The following is a 16,995-nucleotide window of genomic DNA, read 5'->3' as shown; positions in this document are numbered from 1 at the left end:
TTCTTAGTAGTCGGAGGAGTAAAACTGGATCTGGAATGATCCAGTTAATCGTCCTCCCTAGAACAAGGTTAACGACCTTGATAGGGCGAAAGAAGTTAGTAATTTATGGTTTATCGATAAATTATGGAAAGCCGGATGCTGGGAAACTTGCTCGTCCGGTTTGGATGGGGGCTATTTGTAATAGAGATAAGAAAGACCATTCTAAGATCGAAACGCAAATAATCTATCCATATCAGTTAAAACCTGAACAAATAGTTGATTTTAAAAGTATGATTGGAGATAATTCTGATAACATTGTAGGTATTCCAGGTATTGGTCCTAAAACTGCTCTTAAATTGTTGCATAAATTTCATAATTTAGATAATTTGTTAATTAATTTAAAACAAATTCCTGATAATTTGAGGAACAAAATAGAACCATTTCGTGATAGAATTAATATTAATCGTTTGTGGGCGCCAAAGAGGCCTAAATTTCGAGCTATTTAACCAATAGCCAGGGCAGTTAAACCCTGAAAGGATATGGTCGGTCGGACAAACGAAAGAATGTCGGATTAGAGCAAACCATAAAAGCGGGTTGAGGCGAAAGCAAATTAGTCAAGACGATTCCGCCACCGAATAACTCTATGGAGAAGCCTGCAATGGCCTAAGAAGGAAATTGATGTAACATTAAGACCTGCTCCGGAAGTTGCTTAAACGGACAGTCCAGAGGCTATCAATATATAACAAACGTATGGGATAGTTTAACAAATAAAGAAACCTGGAATCAGCCTCTATAAAGAGGATACTTCCCCTAAAGATTTAAGGTAGAAATTTAGTGTAACTTGGAGAATCCTAAAACTAAGTAATTAAGTTTACTAATCCAGAAATAAAGCCCGGATGGTCAAGGATAAAGAATCTTCTTAGTAGTCGTAAGGGTAAACCTAGATTTGGAATAATTTAGTTAATCGTCTTACCAAGAAGAGAGTTAATGACTCTTATAGGGCGAAAGAAGAAAGTAATTTACTATTTATTCAATGGTATCGGGAAAGGAGTTGATAAATTATGTCAACAACAGTTTCACCAGAAACTAAACTTTTGCGAACATTGAATAAGATTCAATATTGTTCATCAAACAGCTACTCCTTAAAAAGAGAAATCCAGCAAGGAATGAATAACTTTTATAACACATTAATGGCGTTCAACAAGATTGCCACCAACAAAGGGGCGGGCACACCCGGTATCGACAATAAAACCATTGATGGAATCAATCTGGAAAGATTAGAAAGATACCATCTGGAATACGTCAATAATGGTTACCACCCAAAGCCAGTTAAAAGAATCTTCATTCCTAAAGATAATAAAAAAACCAGACCCTTAGGCATACCGACCATCAAAGATAGATTGATACAAAAATGCCTGGAACAACTCTTAACTCCTTATTTCGAAAATATCTTCTCAGAATGGAGCTTTGGATTTAGAACCAAAAAATCTGGTCATGATGCTATCAAACGGGTCAAACAAAGATTAAAGGAATAGATTATCTTGTCAAAATCGACTTAAAAGGCTATTTTGATACCATCAATCATGAGATTCTAATGAGAACCTTAAATCAGTTCATCAAAAAGAATAAAACGCTCGCAACCATTAACAAATGGCTGAAAGCCGGTTTCATGAAGGATGACATCAAGTACGAATCTTTATCGGGGTCTCCTTAAGGAGGAATAATTTCTCCGTTGTTGGCAAATGTATATTTACATTATATCGACTTAAAAATGGAGAAACTGATTAAAGAAGGGAAACCAATTAGGAAGGATAACCCAGAATATAAGAAAGCATGGCTTAAAAACCAGCACCAAAAACTGGAGGTTGATAGGTATATCAATTTAAACCCAAAGACGAGAATTGAATACATCCGTTATGCTGATGATTTTATCATTGGCGTCAAGGGGGAATACAGTAAGGCACGCAGTATCAAGAACCAAGTTACACAATGGTTAGAACAAGATTTAAAGCTTACCATCAGTAAGAATAAATCAAAAATTGTTAAAGCCAACAAAGGAACGAGGTTTCTATCCTACATGATAAAGGTTAACTCTACCAATAAAACTCGGGAAAGGAAAACTACCAAGAATTCCTTAAATAGGCGAGTTCAAATCCAAATTCCCAAGCGAAAGCCAAAGAATACAGATATGAATATAATTGGTTAAAAAAGGGAAAGGTGAAACACGACGAAACATTAGCAGATAGAGACGAATTAGAAATAATCCGGACCTATAAAACAGTTATCAGAGGAATTATCCGATACTTCTGTTTAGCTAACAATCTTGGTGTTTTAACTCATCTAAATTATCTAGCTGAATACAGCTGTTTGAAAACACTAGCAAGGAAACGGAAAACGTCAATTGCTAGAGTTCGAATGAAATGTAAAATTGGTTCAACTTAGGGGATTTCTTATCTTAATAAAGGGAAAACCCATTACGAACCATGGGATGTTTACTCTTGGAACAAAATTAAGACAATGCGTAATTACAAGGGAAACCCGGATATTACCATCAATAAGTATATATTCCAAGGTCGTACCCATTTAACTGACCGTCTAAAGGCGGAACGTTGTGAGAATTGCAATAAAACATCCCAACTTCAAATTCATCATATTGGCACAATTCGCAAGGCGAATCGTAAAAGTATCATGAATAGAAGAACTAAAGTACTGTGTAAGAATTGTCATCGAAAGGTAACAAATCAACAAATACAGGATATTAGAAACAAAGAACGATAAGAACAAATAACTAATCAACCGTGAGGAGAAATTAGTTCTCGAAAGAGAGTAAATTATGGAAAGCCGGATGCTTGGAAACTTGCTTGTCCGGTTTGGACGGGGGCTGATTGTAAATAAAACAGCAAAGACAAATCGCTGCATAAAACGCAATTAATCTATCCGTATTAATAACTATTGATAAAGATGTTCCTTTGTCTTTTGATTATACACAAACTTATAAAGAAGAAATTAATTTAAATTTATTGTTAAAATTTTGTAAAAAATATAATTTAAATCGTTTATACAATAAAAAAATAAAAACAAATTATAATAATGAAAAATTATAATTTGTTTTTTTATTAATATAAAATATTATATTTAATTATTGTATTTTAGATTATCTTTTTATAATTACTATATTATTAGAAAATTTTTATATTCATATTTAAAGATACTATTTTTTTTGTCATAATGAAAAATTTTTAATTTTTTTTGTTTTTCATTATCATAGTAATATTCATGAGACATATTACATTTTATATGTTTTTGTTTTTTAAAGAAACGAAATATTCCTTTGTTAGGTTTTATTAATTCTTTATATGTTTTCAAAATCTTTTGGTTTTGTTTGTTATATTCATAAATAAAAATATTTTGGTAACAATCTCCGTTATAATTTATATAAAATTTAATTTTTTTAGTTAATCTATTTTGATCATCATATTTATAAACAACTTTTGTATTATCATTTTTATCTTTAATTTCCACTAATTGATTATTATTATAAAAATATTTACTATCTATTTCTTGTTGATCAGGCGTTTCAGGAATAAAAGGTTCATTATAATGTTTTATACGATAATCTAATTGGTTTTTTACATTATAATGATAAGTATAAAATGTATTTTCTTGAAATAAAATTTTTTTTAATAATTTAAATTGGTCATCATAGTAGGATGAAGTGTATAATTCGAATTTTTCATTTTTTCTATTATAAAGATATTTATGTATAATTTTTGGAAATATATTATTTTGATGATCTGTTTTTTTATTTGATTGAGAATCAAAATTGTTTTTTTTAGATAAATAAGTATTTGATTTATAAATGGGATTTAAATTATTTTTATACATATTATTATCATAATGATCATCTGATTTGTTTACGATTTTAGAATTATATTTTTTATTTTTATTGATTATATTATATGAATTACAAATTACTACTAGAATAATAGTTATTATTAATATATTTATAAATTTATTAATAAGTTTCATTAATTAAAATAATCGAGATAGATTAATTCGGTTTAGAAAAAACTATAATAACTTTTTCATATTCGCAATTAGCCCCTCACAGAACCGGACAAGCAAGTTTCCAAGCATCCGGCGCCTAATATCTGATATCAGATATTGAAACTCTTTCGCCTTGTAAAGGTTATTACCCTTCGCCTAGGTCGGGTTAGCCTTAAATATTCCAATTTGAGGATGAAACCGACGACTACTCTAAGTTTCGCTTTTCCCTTGAGCCTAGCGCTGCTAGTTTTAACCCTAAGTAGGTGCTTTTAGGGAGATCAAAGTTACTCATAAATTCTACGTGCAGTTTTAGGTACGGTTTACGTTTTATCTTTAAATAATATTTAAATCTTTAAAACGTTTTTTGTTTTCTAATTTTTCCATTAAAGGATTGACTAGGGGAATAATCTTAATTTGAGAAAGATTATCAAATTAAGCGTCTTAGATCTCTTAGCTTAATATGGATAGATTATTTGCGTTTCGATCTTAGAATTTGTCTTTCTGATAACTATTACAAATAGCCCCCATCCAAACCGGACAAGCAAGTTTCCCAGCATCCGGCTTGCCATAATTTATCGATAAACCATAAATTACTGACTTCTTTCGCCCTATCAAGGTCGTTAAACCTTGTTCTAGGGAGGACGATTAACTGGATCATTCCAGATCCAGTTTTGCTCCTCCGACTACTAAGAAGTCGCTTTCTCCTTGGGCTATAATGACTTTAATCTCATTATTCGTTAATTTAATAACTCGCCTTTAGGATTCTCCAAGTTACGCTAAATATCAACTTTGATTCCTTAGGGGAAGTAACCATTTTATTCATGGTGAGATTCCAGGTTGGTTAAGTGATAAACTATCTAATACGAATATCATATATCGATAGCCTCTAAACTGCTCGCTTATAGTAGTTTGCGAGACAGGTTTTGTTATTACATCTGCTTATCTTCTTAGGCCATTTCAGGCTTACCCGTAGAACCATTCGGTGGCGGTGTCTTTTTGACTAACTACTTCATCGCAACCCGCTTTTAAGAACTGCTGTAATTCTTGATGGTTTCCTTTCAAGAACCGTTCTTAGCCTGTCAGTGTTTATCGCACTGGTGATTGGTAAAATCACAGGATATTTAGGCCTTTTTGGTGACAATAATAAGCTATTGAGGTTTATTTATTACAACATTTAACCGTTTAGGGATTTTCACCTTTTCCATGACTGCTGACCTTGCGAATGCTTTTGAAATTATTTTTTCTCACATCGCTTTCATGCTTTTATAGAGATAGATTATTTGCGTTTTAATAACTGGATTTATCAACCAGTTATCTATTACAAACAGCCCCCCTCTAAACCGGACAAGCAAGTTTCCCAGCATCCGGCTTGCCATAATTCACCCTCTTCCGAGGACTAACGTTATGTCACCACTCATTAGTTGTTTATTCTGATTATATAGGATAACCTTTTTAGATAAATAGCACATAAGTTATTCATCCTACATTTCAGTTATTGTTGCATATTGAACGATTTTAAATGATCTTCAAGTTTGACAAAAACTTAGAGATACTTGATCCTATTGAATAAACCATAAATTACTAACTTCTTTCGCCCTATCAAGGTCGTTAACCTTGTTCTAGGGAGGGCGATTAACTGGATCATTCCAGATCTAGTTTTACTCCTCCGACTACTAAGAAGTCGCTTTCTCCTTGGGCTATAATGACTTTAATCTCGTTATTCGTTAATTTAATAACTCGCCTTTAGGATTCTCCAAGTTACGCTAAATATCAACCTTGATTCCTTAGGGGAAGTAACCATTTTATTCATGGTGAGATTCCAGGTTGGTTAAGTGATAAACTACCTCCCAACAGCAAACGTTGGTAGATTTTTGGACTGCTCGCTTATAGTAGTTTGCGAGACAGGTTTTGTTATTACATCTGCTTATCTTCTTAGGCCATTTCAGGCTTACCCGTAGAATCATTCGGTGGCGGTGTCTTTTTGACTAACTACTTCATCGCAACCCGCTTTTAAGAACTGCTGTAATTCTTGATGGTTTCCTTTCAAGAACCGTTCTTATCCTGTCAGTGTTTATCGCACTGGTGATTGGTAAAATCACACGATATTTAGGCCTCTTTGGCGCCCGCTGTTGCCCATTACTTTTTCAAGTGAATTGACCAAGCCCATCTTGCGATTTTTATGCGGTCTCATAGTAATACGGATAGATTGATTGCGTTTTATGCAGCGATTTGTCTTTGCTGTTTTATTTACAATCAGCCCCCGTCCAAACCGGACAAGCAAGTTTCCAAGCATCCGGCTTTCCATAATTCAAATTACTTTCTTCTTTCGCCCTATAAGAGTGATTAACTCTCTTCTCGGTAAGACGATTAACTAAATTATTCCAAATCTAGGTTTACCCTTACGACTACTAAAAAGATTCTTTATCCTTGACCATCCGGGCTTTATTTCTGGATTAGTAAACTTAATTACTTAGTTTTAGGATTCTCCAAGTTACACTAAATTTCTACCTTAATTCTTTAGGGGAAGTATCCTCTTTCGGAGGCTGATTCCAGGTTTCTTTTTTGATAAACTATCCAATACGAATAATAAATATTGATAGACACTGGACTATCCGTTTAAGCAACTTCCGAGACAGGTTTAGTCATTACATCAATTTTCCTTCTTAGGCCATTGCAGGCTTCTCCATAGAATTATTCGGTGGCGGAGTCGTCTTGACTAATTTGCTTTCGTCGCAACCCGCTTTTATGGTCTGCTTTAATCTAACCTACTTTAGTTTGTCAGACCAACCATGTCCTTTCAGGGTTTATCGACCCTGGCTATTGGTTAAATAGCACGAAATTTAGGCATCTTTGGCGCCCTTATTCCGACTATGATAGTACGTTAATCTATTGAATTTATGGTATCTTTTGCGCACTCTTTCTAAATATAATTTTTTTAAATGTACTATACATAATAAAAAATGTATAGCCATATATAAGTATACATAATTTTTAGAGTTTTCTTATTCGAGAAAATACCAAAATATTTAATATTTAAGCGGTATTAAGATTATTTTTTTTATTATATATAATTTGATCATAATAAAAAATGATTCTTGTATAATAATAAAAGATAATGTTATTTCAGTCAAATTTTTTAATGGATATAAATTAAAAATAAAATTTTATAATTACATAAATTATTTATAATTTTTATTTTGGTATTCAATAATTAAAAATATATTATACATTCTTAATAAGTTTGTTTCGCTTAAATAAAAGATTTAATACTTATAGGATAATAAAATCTTTAATTATTATAATTTGATAAAAATCTAGCTGTTTATAATCAAATTATCAATAACGATAAATAATTAAGTTTGTTTAAATTGAATTTTAATTAATTATTTTCAATTTCATTTTAAAAAAATTAAAATTTTTTTGAGAAAAAATAATTTTTTGAAATTTTACAATATTGATATTTTATTTTCATATTATATTATTTGTTCTAATTTTTTTTAATCAATAAGTTCTAATTTTTTGTTATATTTTCCGATCTAATATATTTGCATTTTATTTTTTATTATTAAAATTTTTTATTTAAAATTCAAGAAATAAACTCAATATCTTAAAAAAATATAATTGGGGTTGCAAATTTATTTAAGATAATATTTCTAAATTTATATTATTACCGGAGAAAGAGATCAAAAAGATGATATTTATTCTCTAGAAGATTTACAATATATGAGCAATGGAGCTTCTAATATGTATATTTTTTGGTTAAAAAAATTAAGTATTAGAGATGAAGTTAAAAAAAATAAACAAAATATAAAACAAACAATATTTAATCGATTAGAAATTGAATTTCAAAAAAAGATAATAGCAGAATTGAAGGAAACATTAAATTTATTGCAAAAAGAAAAAAAAGATTTTAAATCTAAATTTTTACAACTTCAATTAGAAAAAAATCCTTAGAAAATGATCTTAAATTAAAAACACAAGAGTTATTGAATAGTCAAAAAATAACTGAAATCGAAATAACTAATTTAAAAAAAGAAATTAAAAATATTCAGACAAAATTAGATCTTAAAAATCAAGAAAATAGCAATCAAAATCAAAAAATTAGAAAATCTGTTCATTCATTTTAGATGGGGGGATTTTGTGATAGAACTGAATGACAAAAACCGTTATTAAAATGAAATTTATTTCTAAACTACCAATAAGATTAATTTATAATAAATAAAATTGTAATAATTTAAAAAAATATTTATAAAAATAAGTTAGATTATATAACTTTATGACTTTTATAAATATTTTAATATAAAATTGTTTTAATATTATTAAAAGTTAATTTAAGGAAAATAAAACAATTAGACCAAGAATATTGGAAAATATGTTGTCAATTTTCATTAATATAAATGAAATCATATTTTATTAACATCAAATAATTGTTATTACAAGATATTTGATTTAAAAATGGATAACAAAATAATAAACAAACATATAAGATAATTTTTATATTTAAAAAATAATTAGAATTAAATAATTTGTTAATAATTTTATAACTCTCCCCAATTTAAAATTTAGAAAATAAAAAAAATTTATTAAAATAATAAATTAATTTAACCATATTTTTTTATAAATAATAAATCATTTGTTTTGTAATAATCGAATTTATATTTTGGTTGTTTATTAAAAAAATCCCTTCTTCTGAATTATGGGCGAACATTGTTCCAGCATTTGAATTGTTATAATTTATATTTAATGTGTGTTAATTCTATAAATTATATTTATAATTTTTTTTAAAATGAGGATTTATTTTCATTATTTGGTTTTTATTAATATAAATTTATATATCTATTTTTTATTTATTAACTAAAAAAAATATTTTTTCATAAAAACTTGCCCTTTTTTTATTTTTAAGTTATTATAAAATTAATAATCACTTATATTAAAAAATATCAAAACTTTTTTATTTAAAAATTAAAAATAAATTTTAATCTATAAATTATACTGTTTTTATAAAATTAAAATTATTGAAAAATTTTTTAAAAAGATTTGAAATATGGTCATAATAAAAATATGTCTTTAAAAATGCAAAAAAATCAAATTAACAATCTTTTGTTAACTAAAATTATTAACTTTCCTAATAAATCTGGTTGTTATTTATTTAAAAATTGTTACAATGATATAATTTATATCGGAAAAGCTAAAAATTTATTTTTAAGAATTAAAAGTTATTTTTATTCTAAAAATCATAATTCTAAAACTTTTAATTTGATTAAAGAAATATGTGATGTCGAATATATTATTACTAATAATGAATTAGAAGCTTTTATTTTAGAAGCTAATTTAATTAAAAAACATATTCCGAAATATAATTTTAAATTATTAGATGATAAAAATTATGCTTATATTGAAATTACTAACGAAAAACATCCACGTTTAAAAATTTCTTATTATAAAAACATCCCTCAAAATGCTACAATATTTGGTCCTTATCCTTATAATAATAGTATGAAAGAAACAGTTCGTTTATTACATAAAATTTATCCTTTAAGACGTTGCCAACCGATTCCTCAAAAACCTTGTCATTATTATCAAATCAATGAATGTTTAGGGCCTTGTTGTCCTGAAAAAAATAAATCTATTGATTATTCTATAAATATTAAAGGAATTAAGGATTTTTTAAAAGGTAAAAATAAAAATATTTTACAAAAAATTAAAAATGAAATTAAAATAGCTATTAAAATGTTAAATTTTGAAAAAGCTCAGGAATATTATAAAATTTTAGAACATTTAAAAAATATTATTATTAAACAAGTTATTGAATTAAAAAGTCATTTAAGTTGTGATATTCTTGGTTTTTGTTTTAATCAAAATGAAATTTCTCTTTATATTTTTAAAATGCATCAAGGCAAAATTAGAGAACATCATCAAATAATATTAGAATATATTAATGATCCAATTGATAATATGATAACTTATTTACATTTATATTATGAGAACAATTTGCTACCTAAAAAAATTATTTTAAATCCATCTTTAATTTCAAATAATCCAGAAATAAAAAAATTAATTAATACTAAGTTTTTATTAAAATTTAATAATGAAGAAAAAAAACTACAACAATTAGCCCAAAAAAATGCCGAAGAAAATTTAAATAAATACAATTTATTGTATCGAGCTAAAATAGATGATACAATTATAGCTTTAAATGAATTATCAAAATTGTATCAAAAAAATATTAATTATATTGAAGTGTTCGATATTTCTCATTCTTTTGGTAAAAATTTTGTTAGTGGTGTAGTTGTTTTTCAAAATTATCAATTACAAAAAAAATCTTATTGTGCTTTTCGTATTAAACAATCTGATCCGAATGAATATAATTCTTTATCAGAAGCTATTGAACGCAGATATCAAAGATTAATTAATCTTAATTTGCCTTTACCAGATTTAATTTTAGTTGATGGCGGTATAGGGCAATTTAATATTAGTAGAAAAATTTTAAAAACTTTAATACAAGAATTCAATTTAGGCGCTTTGAAAAAAAATAATTATCATCAATTAGAAAGTTTAATTTTGTCAAATAAAGAAATTTTATTAAATAAAAAAAGTTTTTTATTTCGTTTTTTATTTCATTTAAGTGAAGAAGTTCATAATTTTACTATTAATTTTCATAGAAAAATTAATAATAAAATAAAAATGAATAATTTTATTTAATATAAAAAATAGAAAATATTTAATTTTTATGCAGTATTAAAGGATATTTATGAATAATACAAATTTTAGTAATTTAAAAGATGCAATTATAATAAAAGGTGCTCGAGAAAATAATTTAAAAAATATTGATGTAGAAATTCCTAAATTTAAATTAGTGGTTTTTACTGGAATTTCGGGTTCAGGCAAAACTTCTTTAGTGAAAAATATTTTATATCAGGAAGGTCAAAGAATTTATTTAGAATCTTTAAATTTTTATGATCGTAAATTTTTTCAATTTACGAAAAAAACAAATGTTAATTATATTTCAGGTTTGGCTCCAGTAATAAGTATCGAACAAAAAAAAATTATTAATAATTCCAAAGATACTGTTGGCACTATTACAGAAATTTATTATTATTTACAATTAATTTATGCACATATTGGCGTGTCTTATGATGCACAAAACAATCATCCTTATCAAAAATATAATATAGAGCAAATAATTCATAAATTATTAAACGATTTTAAAAACCAAAAGATTATAATTTTATCTCCTTTTCAAGAAAATCAAACAAAAATATCTCATAAAACAATTTTAAATTTGATTAAAGAAGGTTATAATCATTTTTTTATTAATAATCGATTTTTTATTTTTAATAATATGAAAGAAATTAATGATTTAGAAAAAAATGAATTAAATAACATTTTTCTAGTTATTGATCATTTTAATGTTGGCGATCAAACCAAAGATCGTTTGAATTCGGCTTTAGAATTGTCTATAAAATTTAACAAAAATCAAATATTAATTATGCTGTCTAATCAAAAAATATTGACTTTTGATTTAAATTATAATGATGGTAAAAATTCTCTAACTAAATTAGAAAATAAAATGAATTTATTTTCTTTTTATAAAAAAAGAGGGATTTGTCATAAATGTCAAGGTTTAGGTAATATACTGATTTTTGATGAAAAATTAATTTTAGATAAAAATATATCTATTTCAAATGGAGGTATATTGCCTTTTAAAAATGATTATTCAACAAAAAATCTTCAAGATAATTTAAAAAAATTTTTCAATAAATATAAAATTGATATCCATCTTCCTTTAAAGCAAATGAGCAAATCTATAATAAATATTTTATTATATGGTCCTGAAAAATTATCTGATGAAGCTGTAACATTTCCTCTTGGTATTATCCCTATTCTTGAATATTATCAAAAAAATTTTTCTAATTATATTAATATTCAAAATTGGTTAAATAAATTTAAATCTTCTTTTACATGCCCTAATTGTTCTGGAACTCGATTGAATAATTATGCTTTATCTTATAAGATTAATGATAAAAATATTTATGAATTAACCGATTTAACTGTTTATGAATTATTAAATTTTATAGAAAATATTAACTTAAGCTCTTTAGAAAAAATCAATATTCAAAATGCTTTAGAAGCTATTAAGCAACGTTTAAATTTGTTGAAGAAATTAGGTTTAGAATATTTAAAATTAAATAGAAGTATTTCTGATTTATCAGGTGGCGAAATACAAAGAATTAAATTAATTAATCAACTTGCTTCTCGATTGACAGGAGTTATATATATAATTGATGAGCCATCTACAGGTTTACATCCTTATAATAATATTCAATTAATTGAAATTTTTCGTAAATTAGTAAAGCTTGGCAACACTGTATTAATAATAGAGCATGATCAAGAAATTATATTATCTGCTGATTATATAATTGATTTAGGTCCTGAAGGTGGTAATAAAGGTGGTACTGTTGTAGCCTGCGGATCTATAAATAATATTTTAGAAAATAAACATAGTTTAACAGGTAAATATTTAAAAAATATTTCTTATTCGAAGGATAGTTTAAAACCTCAAATATCGTCTTCAAATTATATGAAAATAAGAAACGCTTGTGCTAATAATTTAAAAAATATTAATCTTAATATTCCTTTAAACTTATTTGTTGTTATTACTGGAGTTTCCGGATCAGGAAAATCAACTTTACTTAACGAAGTTATATATAAAGGTTTAATGAAAATTAAAAATTCTGAACCAAATATATCTATGATGAATCAGGTTATATTTGCAGAAAATCAAAATAATTTTAAAAATATTATTCATATAGAATCGCAAAATTTTGATAAAAAGTCAAAATATCATTTGATCCATTATTTAGGTATTTCGGAAATTGTTAGTAATTTGTTTGCTCAATCTCCTGAAGCGAGAGCTAAAGGTTATAATAAACGGCGTTTTGTTTTAAACTCTGTTTCTGCTGTTTGTTCTTCTTGTTTCGGAGAAGGTTTTAAAAAAATATTTATGGGTTTTTTACCTAATATTATAGTCCCTTGCGATCAATGTAAAGGGAAAAGATTCAATTTTGAGACTTTAACTATTCGATATAAAAATAAAACTATTGCTAATATTTATGATATGGATGTATCTGAAGCATATATTTTTTTTAAAAATCATAAAAAAATTAAGATTGTTTTAGAGTTATTAATAAATATAGGTTTAAATTATTTAAAACTAGGTAGTAAATTAAACATTTTATCAGATGGCGAAAAACAAAGATTATTTTTAATCAAAAAAATATATAAAAATAATTTTTCTCAAAATATTTATATATTAGATGAGCCTACTAAAGGATTACATTTTTTTGAAATTGAAAAATTAATTTCCTTAATAAGAAAATTAGTTAATCAAAAAAACACAATAATTATGATAGAACACAATATACATGTGATTCGAAATGCCGATTATATAATCGACTTAGGACCGCAAGGAGGGTTAAATGGTGGTTATATTATAGCCAAAGGAGATATAGAAGAGATTATGAATAATTCCAATAGCTATACTGGTCAATATTTAAAAAAAATAAGGAATAAAATCTTAATATGAAATTTAAATTAAAAAGCTTATATAAACCAAGTGGTGATCAACCTCAAGCCATTAAAGAACTATTAAAAAATTTTGAGATAAATAAAAAAGAACAAATTATTTTAGGAGCTACAGGTACTGGTAAAACTTTTACTATTGCCAACATTATTAATCAATTAAATAAAAAAACTTTAATTATTGCACATAATAAAACTTTAGCAGGACAAATTTTTAATGAACTAAAAGAAATGTTTCCTGATAATAAAGTTGAATATTTTATTTCTTATTATGATTATTATCAACCAGAATCATATATTGTATCTCGTGATCTTTATATTGAAAAAGAAAAAATTATTAACGAAGAAATAGTAGAATTACGTCATAACGCTATTAACTCTTTAATTAATTATGACGATGTTATTGTAGTATCATCAGTATCTTGTATCTTTGGAATAGGCGATATAGAAGATTATAAAAATTCTATTTTATATTTATATCAAGATCAAAATTACCCTATGGCTCAATTGTTTAAAAAACTAATAGAATTACAATATTGTAGAAATGATTCGCAATTAAACAATGGTAATTTTCGTGTTCATGGTAATATTTTAGATCTTATTAATTCTAATATCAAAAAAGAAGCAATTCGTTTAATTTTTGACGATGATCAAATTAAAAAGATTCAACTTTTTAATATAACGGATGGAAATGTTATTGAAGAATTAACTAAAGTAATTATTTTTCCCGCTTCCATTTATACTACCAATCCTACCAAATTAAAAGAAAGTATTAAAAGAATTAAAAAAGAATTAACTCAACGAATTAAATATTTTAAATCTCAAAATCAACTTTTAGAAGCTCAAAAAATAGAAACAAAAACTAAATATGATTTAGAAATGCTGACAGAATTAGGTTATTGCAAGGGTATCGAAAATTATTCGAGACATATATCTTTAAAAAAAAAAGGAGAACCCCCTACTACCTTAATTGATTATTTTGGTTCTGATTTTTTAATTATTATTGATGAATCTCATATTACTATTCCGCAGATTAAAGGTATGTTTTTCGGAGATTATTCGAGAAAACAAAAATTAATTCAATACGGTTTTCGCTTGCCAAGTGCTTTAGACAATAGGCCGTTAAAGTTTAAAGAATTCGAACAGAAAATAGATAAAATAATTTATTTATCTGCAACACCAGGAAAATATGAATTAACCAAAAATATTCCTATAGTAGAACAAATAATTAGACCAACATTCATTTTAGAACCTCAAATTGAAATTAGATCTACCCGAAATCAAATGAATGATTTATTGGAGGAAATAAAAAAAAGGCAAAGTGAAAATGAAAAAGTTTTAATAACTACTATTAGCATGAATTTTAGTGAAGATTTAAGTTTTTATTTAAAAAAAATGGGTATTAAAGTTACTTTTTTACATAGCAAAATACCAGCTTTACAACGTTTACAAATTTTACAAAAATTACGTATGGGTATTTATGATTGTGTAATCGGAGTAAACTTATTACGAGAAGGTTTAGATTTACCTGAAGTTTCTTTAATGATTATTTTAGATGCTGATAAAGCTGGATTTTTACGAAACGAAAGTAGTTTAATTCAAATTATCGGAAGAGCAGCTCGCAATATTCAAGGTAAAGTAATCATGTATGCGGATAATATTACTAACGCTATGAAAACAGCTATTTCCGAAACCAACAGACGCAGAATCATTCAACAAGAATACAATAAAAAATATAATGTTAATCCTCAGATTATTAATAAAAAAATAAATATTACTAATTTTCATCATAATTCTCAAAAAAATTTTATGAAAGATATTAATATCGATTTGCAAAATGTTACTAAAAAAGAATTGATTAAGTTAAAAAAATTAATGAAAGAAGCCGTTAAAAGATTAGATTTCGATAAAGCCATTTTTTATAGAGATTTAATTATATCTATCACTGAAAAAATAATTTAATTCTTTTATTATAAGAATTATTTTATTATATAAAATTATAATACTTTACATTAATTCATAAAAAGAATACAATTCTATTTTTAATTTATGTTTTTGATTTTCTATTATTTTGTTACAATTTTCGACAAAATTAAATTTAATTTGTTTAAATTTTTGATAACGATTTTGATTGAAACAGTATTGTTCTTTTAAATCATTGATTTTTTTTTGATGCAATAACTTTTCTTTTCCTTTTAAAGAATTCGGGTTTGAGAAAAATTGATTTTCTAATACTTCAATTTGTGATTGAATTAATTCTTGTTTTTTAATTAAATTATTAATTTTTATATCTAAATCATTAATATTTTTTTCTCTTTTTATTTTAGTTTCTAAAACAAAATTCCATTTATTTTTAATTTTTTCAATTATTTTTTGTTCTTCGTTAGTTATTTTATTTATAATAGATAATTTATCATAATAATTATTGGAAAATATATATGTTTGTATTATTTCAAAATCTTTTGGATTAATTTTAAATTTACAAAAATCTGATGAAATAATATCTTTTTCTTTTGTATTATTTGATTTTCCAATTGAATCGTTTTTTAAAATTTGATGTAAATGATAATTATCACTTACATTAGTATCCTGAATTAAAAAAAATTTTATTAAAACAATAATAATACAAAATAAAAAAAATAAACTAAAAAATGAAATATTTTTATTAAAATTTAATGTCATTTATTTTTGTTTCCGCTCCGAAATAAAGTAAAAAATAATTAAAATAAAGATAATTTTTTCTTATATGTTATTAAATTATTACTTAATAAAATATATTTGCCGTTTAAGATGTAGATGTAATAATTGATCTATTTTTGGATTACTATTAATATCTTTCGTTATTAATTTTGAATTATTTTTTTTATTGTTCTTTTGTCTTTATTTTTCTAAATTGAAAATAAAATACATTAATACGAGGCAATCTTTATCTTAAAATTTATTTAGTATTTATATGTTTTATATATCAATGTGAATAACTTCTAATATAAAAAATTGTTAACTACATAAAGATAAGTTAATGATATCATTATTTATTATTTGTAAATGATATGAAAAATATTATTATTTATTATGATTACTTTTATACGTTATTAATTATAGTTATTTTGTTTAATGATAGTAAAAATTGATAAAATAACGTTTTATCTCAAATTTATTAATTAATAAGGATAGATTATTTGCGTTTTGAAAACCTGATTTATTTTTTATTATATCTATCGCAACTATTCTTATTTAAAAAAATCACAAAAGCAAGTTTTCCAGCATCCGGCTTGCCATAATTTATTGATAAACCATAAATTACTAACTTCTTTCGCCCTATCAAGGTCGTTAACCTTGTTCTAGGGAGGACGATTAACTGGATCATTCCAGATCCAGTTTTACTCC

General features: G+C 25.3%; 12 protein-coding genes and 1 pseudogene. 8 read left to right on the top strand and 5 right to left on the bottom strand.

Annotated elements, in window-relative coordinates:
- Positions 1 to 35: 35 nt before the first annotated feature.
- The 3 genes and pseudogenes from OC701_RS01425 to OC701_RS01415 all read left to right on the top strand — a co-directional run bounded on the left by OC701_RS01425 (position 36) and on the right by OC701_RS01415 (position 3,083).
- A complete protein-coding gene (locus OC701_RS01425; RefSeq protein ID WP_304514330.1) occupies positions 36 to 485 on the top strand; it encodes a 5'-3' exonuclease H3TH domain-containing protein in 450 nt (149 codons plus the stop codon).
- A 555-nt stretch (positions 486 to 1,040) separates the two neighbouring features.
- Positions 1,041 to 2,757, top strand: a pseudogene (locus tag OC701_RS01420) (reverse transcriptase domain-containing protein).
- A 191-nt stretch (positions 2,758 to 2,948) separates the two neighbouring features.
- The gene (locus OC701_RS01415) at positions 2,949 to 3,083 is read left to right on the top strand and encodes a hypothetical protein (RefSeq protein WP_304514329.1); all 135 of its coding nucleotides are present in this window, start codon (positions 2,949 to 2,951) and stop codon (positions 3,081 to 3,083) included.
- A 67-nt stretch (positions 3,084 to 3,150) separates the two neighbouring features.
- Here OC701_RS01415 and OC701_RS01410 read toward each other — a convergent pair whose 3' ends face one another.
- From OC701_RS01410 to OC701_RS01400, 3 genes are all read right to left on the bottom strand, one after another.
- Positions 3,151 to 4,008, bottom strand: a complete 858-nt coding sequence (locus tag OC701_RS01410; protein WP_304514328.1) for a hypothetical protein — start codon at positions 4,006 to 4,008, stop codon at positions 3,151 to 3,153.
- Positions 4,009 to 5,270: 1,262 nt separating this feature from the next.
- Entirely contained in the window at positions 5,271 to 5,402 is a 132-nt protein-coding gene (locus tag OC701_RS01405; protein WP_304514327.1) for a hypothetical protein, read from the bottom strand.
- A 719-nt stretch (positions 5,403 to 6,121) separates the two neighbouring features.
- A complete protein-coding gene (locus OC701_RS01400) occupies positions 6,122 to 6,331 on the bottom strand; it encodes a hypothetical protein (protein WP_304514326.1) in 210 nt (69 codons plus the stop codon).
- A gap of 1,418 nt (positions 6,332 to 7,749) precedes the next feature.
- On the opposite strand from OC701_RS01400, the gene OC701_RS01395 reads away from it, so the two are divergent.
- The 5 genes from OC701_RS01395 (at position 7,750) to uvrB (ending at position 15,570) form a co-directional block, all read left to right on the top strand.
- On the top strand, positions 7,750 to 7,980 hold the full coding sequence (locus OC701_RS01395; RefSeq protein ID WP_304514325.1) for a hypothetical protein: 231 nt from the start codon (positions 7,750 to 7,752) through the stop codon (positions 7,978 to 7,980).
- Between the two features lie 32 nt (positions 7,981 to 8,012).
- The gene (locus OC701_RS01390) at positions 8,013 to 8,153 is read left to right on the top strand and encodes a hypothetical protein (RefSeq protein ID WP_304514324.1); all 141 of its coding nucleotides are present in this window, start codon (positions 8,013 to 8,015) and stop codon (positions 8,151 to 8,153) included.
- Between the two features lie 934 nt (positions 8,154 to 9,087).
- Positions 9,088 to 10,728, top strand: a complete 1,641-nt coding sequence (gene uvrC, locus OC701_RS01385; protein ID WP_304514323.1) for an excinuclease ABC subunit UvrC — start codon at positions 9,088 to 9,090, stop codon at positions 10,726 to 10,728.
- A 49-nt stretch (positions 10,729 to 10,777) separates the two neighbouring features.
- Complete coding sequence (gene uvrA / locus OC701_RS01380; protein ID WP_304514322.1) at positions 10,778 to 13,612, top strand: excinuclease ABC subunit UvrA; 2,835 nt, start codon at positions 10,778 to 10,780, stop codon at positions 13,610 to 13,612.
- Entirely contained in the window at positions 13,609 to 15,570 is a 1,962-nt protein-coding gene (uvrB, locus tag OC701_RS01375) for an excinuclease ABC subunit UvrB (protein WP_304514321.1), read from the top strand. The genes uvrA and uvrB overlap by 4 nt, the downstream gene beginning before the upstream one ends.
- Before the next feature lie 45 nt (positions 15,571 to 15,615).
- Here the strand turns inward: uvrB and OC701_RS01370 are convergent, their stop codons facing one another.
- Both OC701_RS01370 and OC701_RS01365 read right to left on the bottom strand, forming a co-directional pair.
- Positions 15,616 to 16,290 carry a hypothetical protein gene (locus tag OC701_RS01370; protein ID WP_304514320.1) on the bottom strand — a complete coding sequence of 225 codons (675 nt, stop codon included), beginning with the start codon at positions 16,288 to 16,290 and terminating at the stop codon, positions 15,616 to 15,618.
- A gap of 517 nt (positions 16,291 to 16,807) precedes the next feature.
- A complete protein-coding gene (locus OC701_RS01365; protein WP_304514319.1) occupies positions 16,808 to 16,975 on the bottom strand; it encodes a hypothetical protein in 168 nt (55 codons plus the stop codon).
- Positions 16,976 to 16,995 lie beyond the last annotated feature (20 nt).

This window comes from Candidatus Phytoplasma bonamiae, assembly GCF_030586845.1.
Taxonomy (GTDB): Bacteria; Bacillota_I; Bacilli_A; order Acholeplasmatales; family Acholeplasmataceae; genus Phytoplasma; species Phytoplasma bonamiae.
The sequence above is the reverse complement of the archived record's forward strand: the minus strand, read 5'-3'. Positions and strand labels throughout refer to the sequence as shown.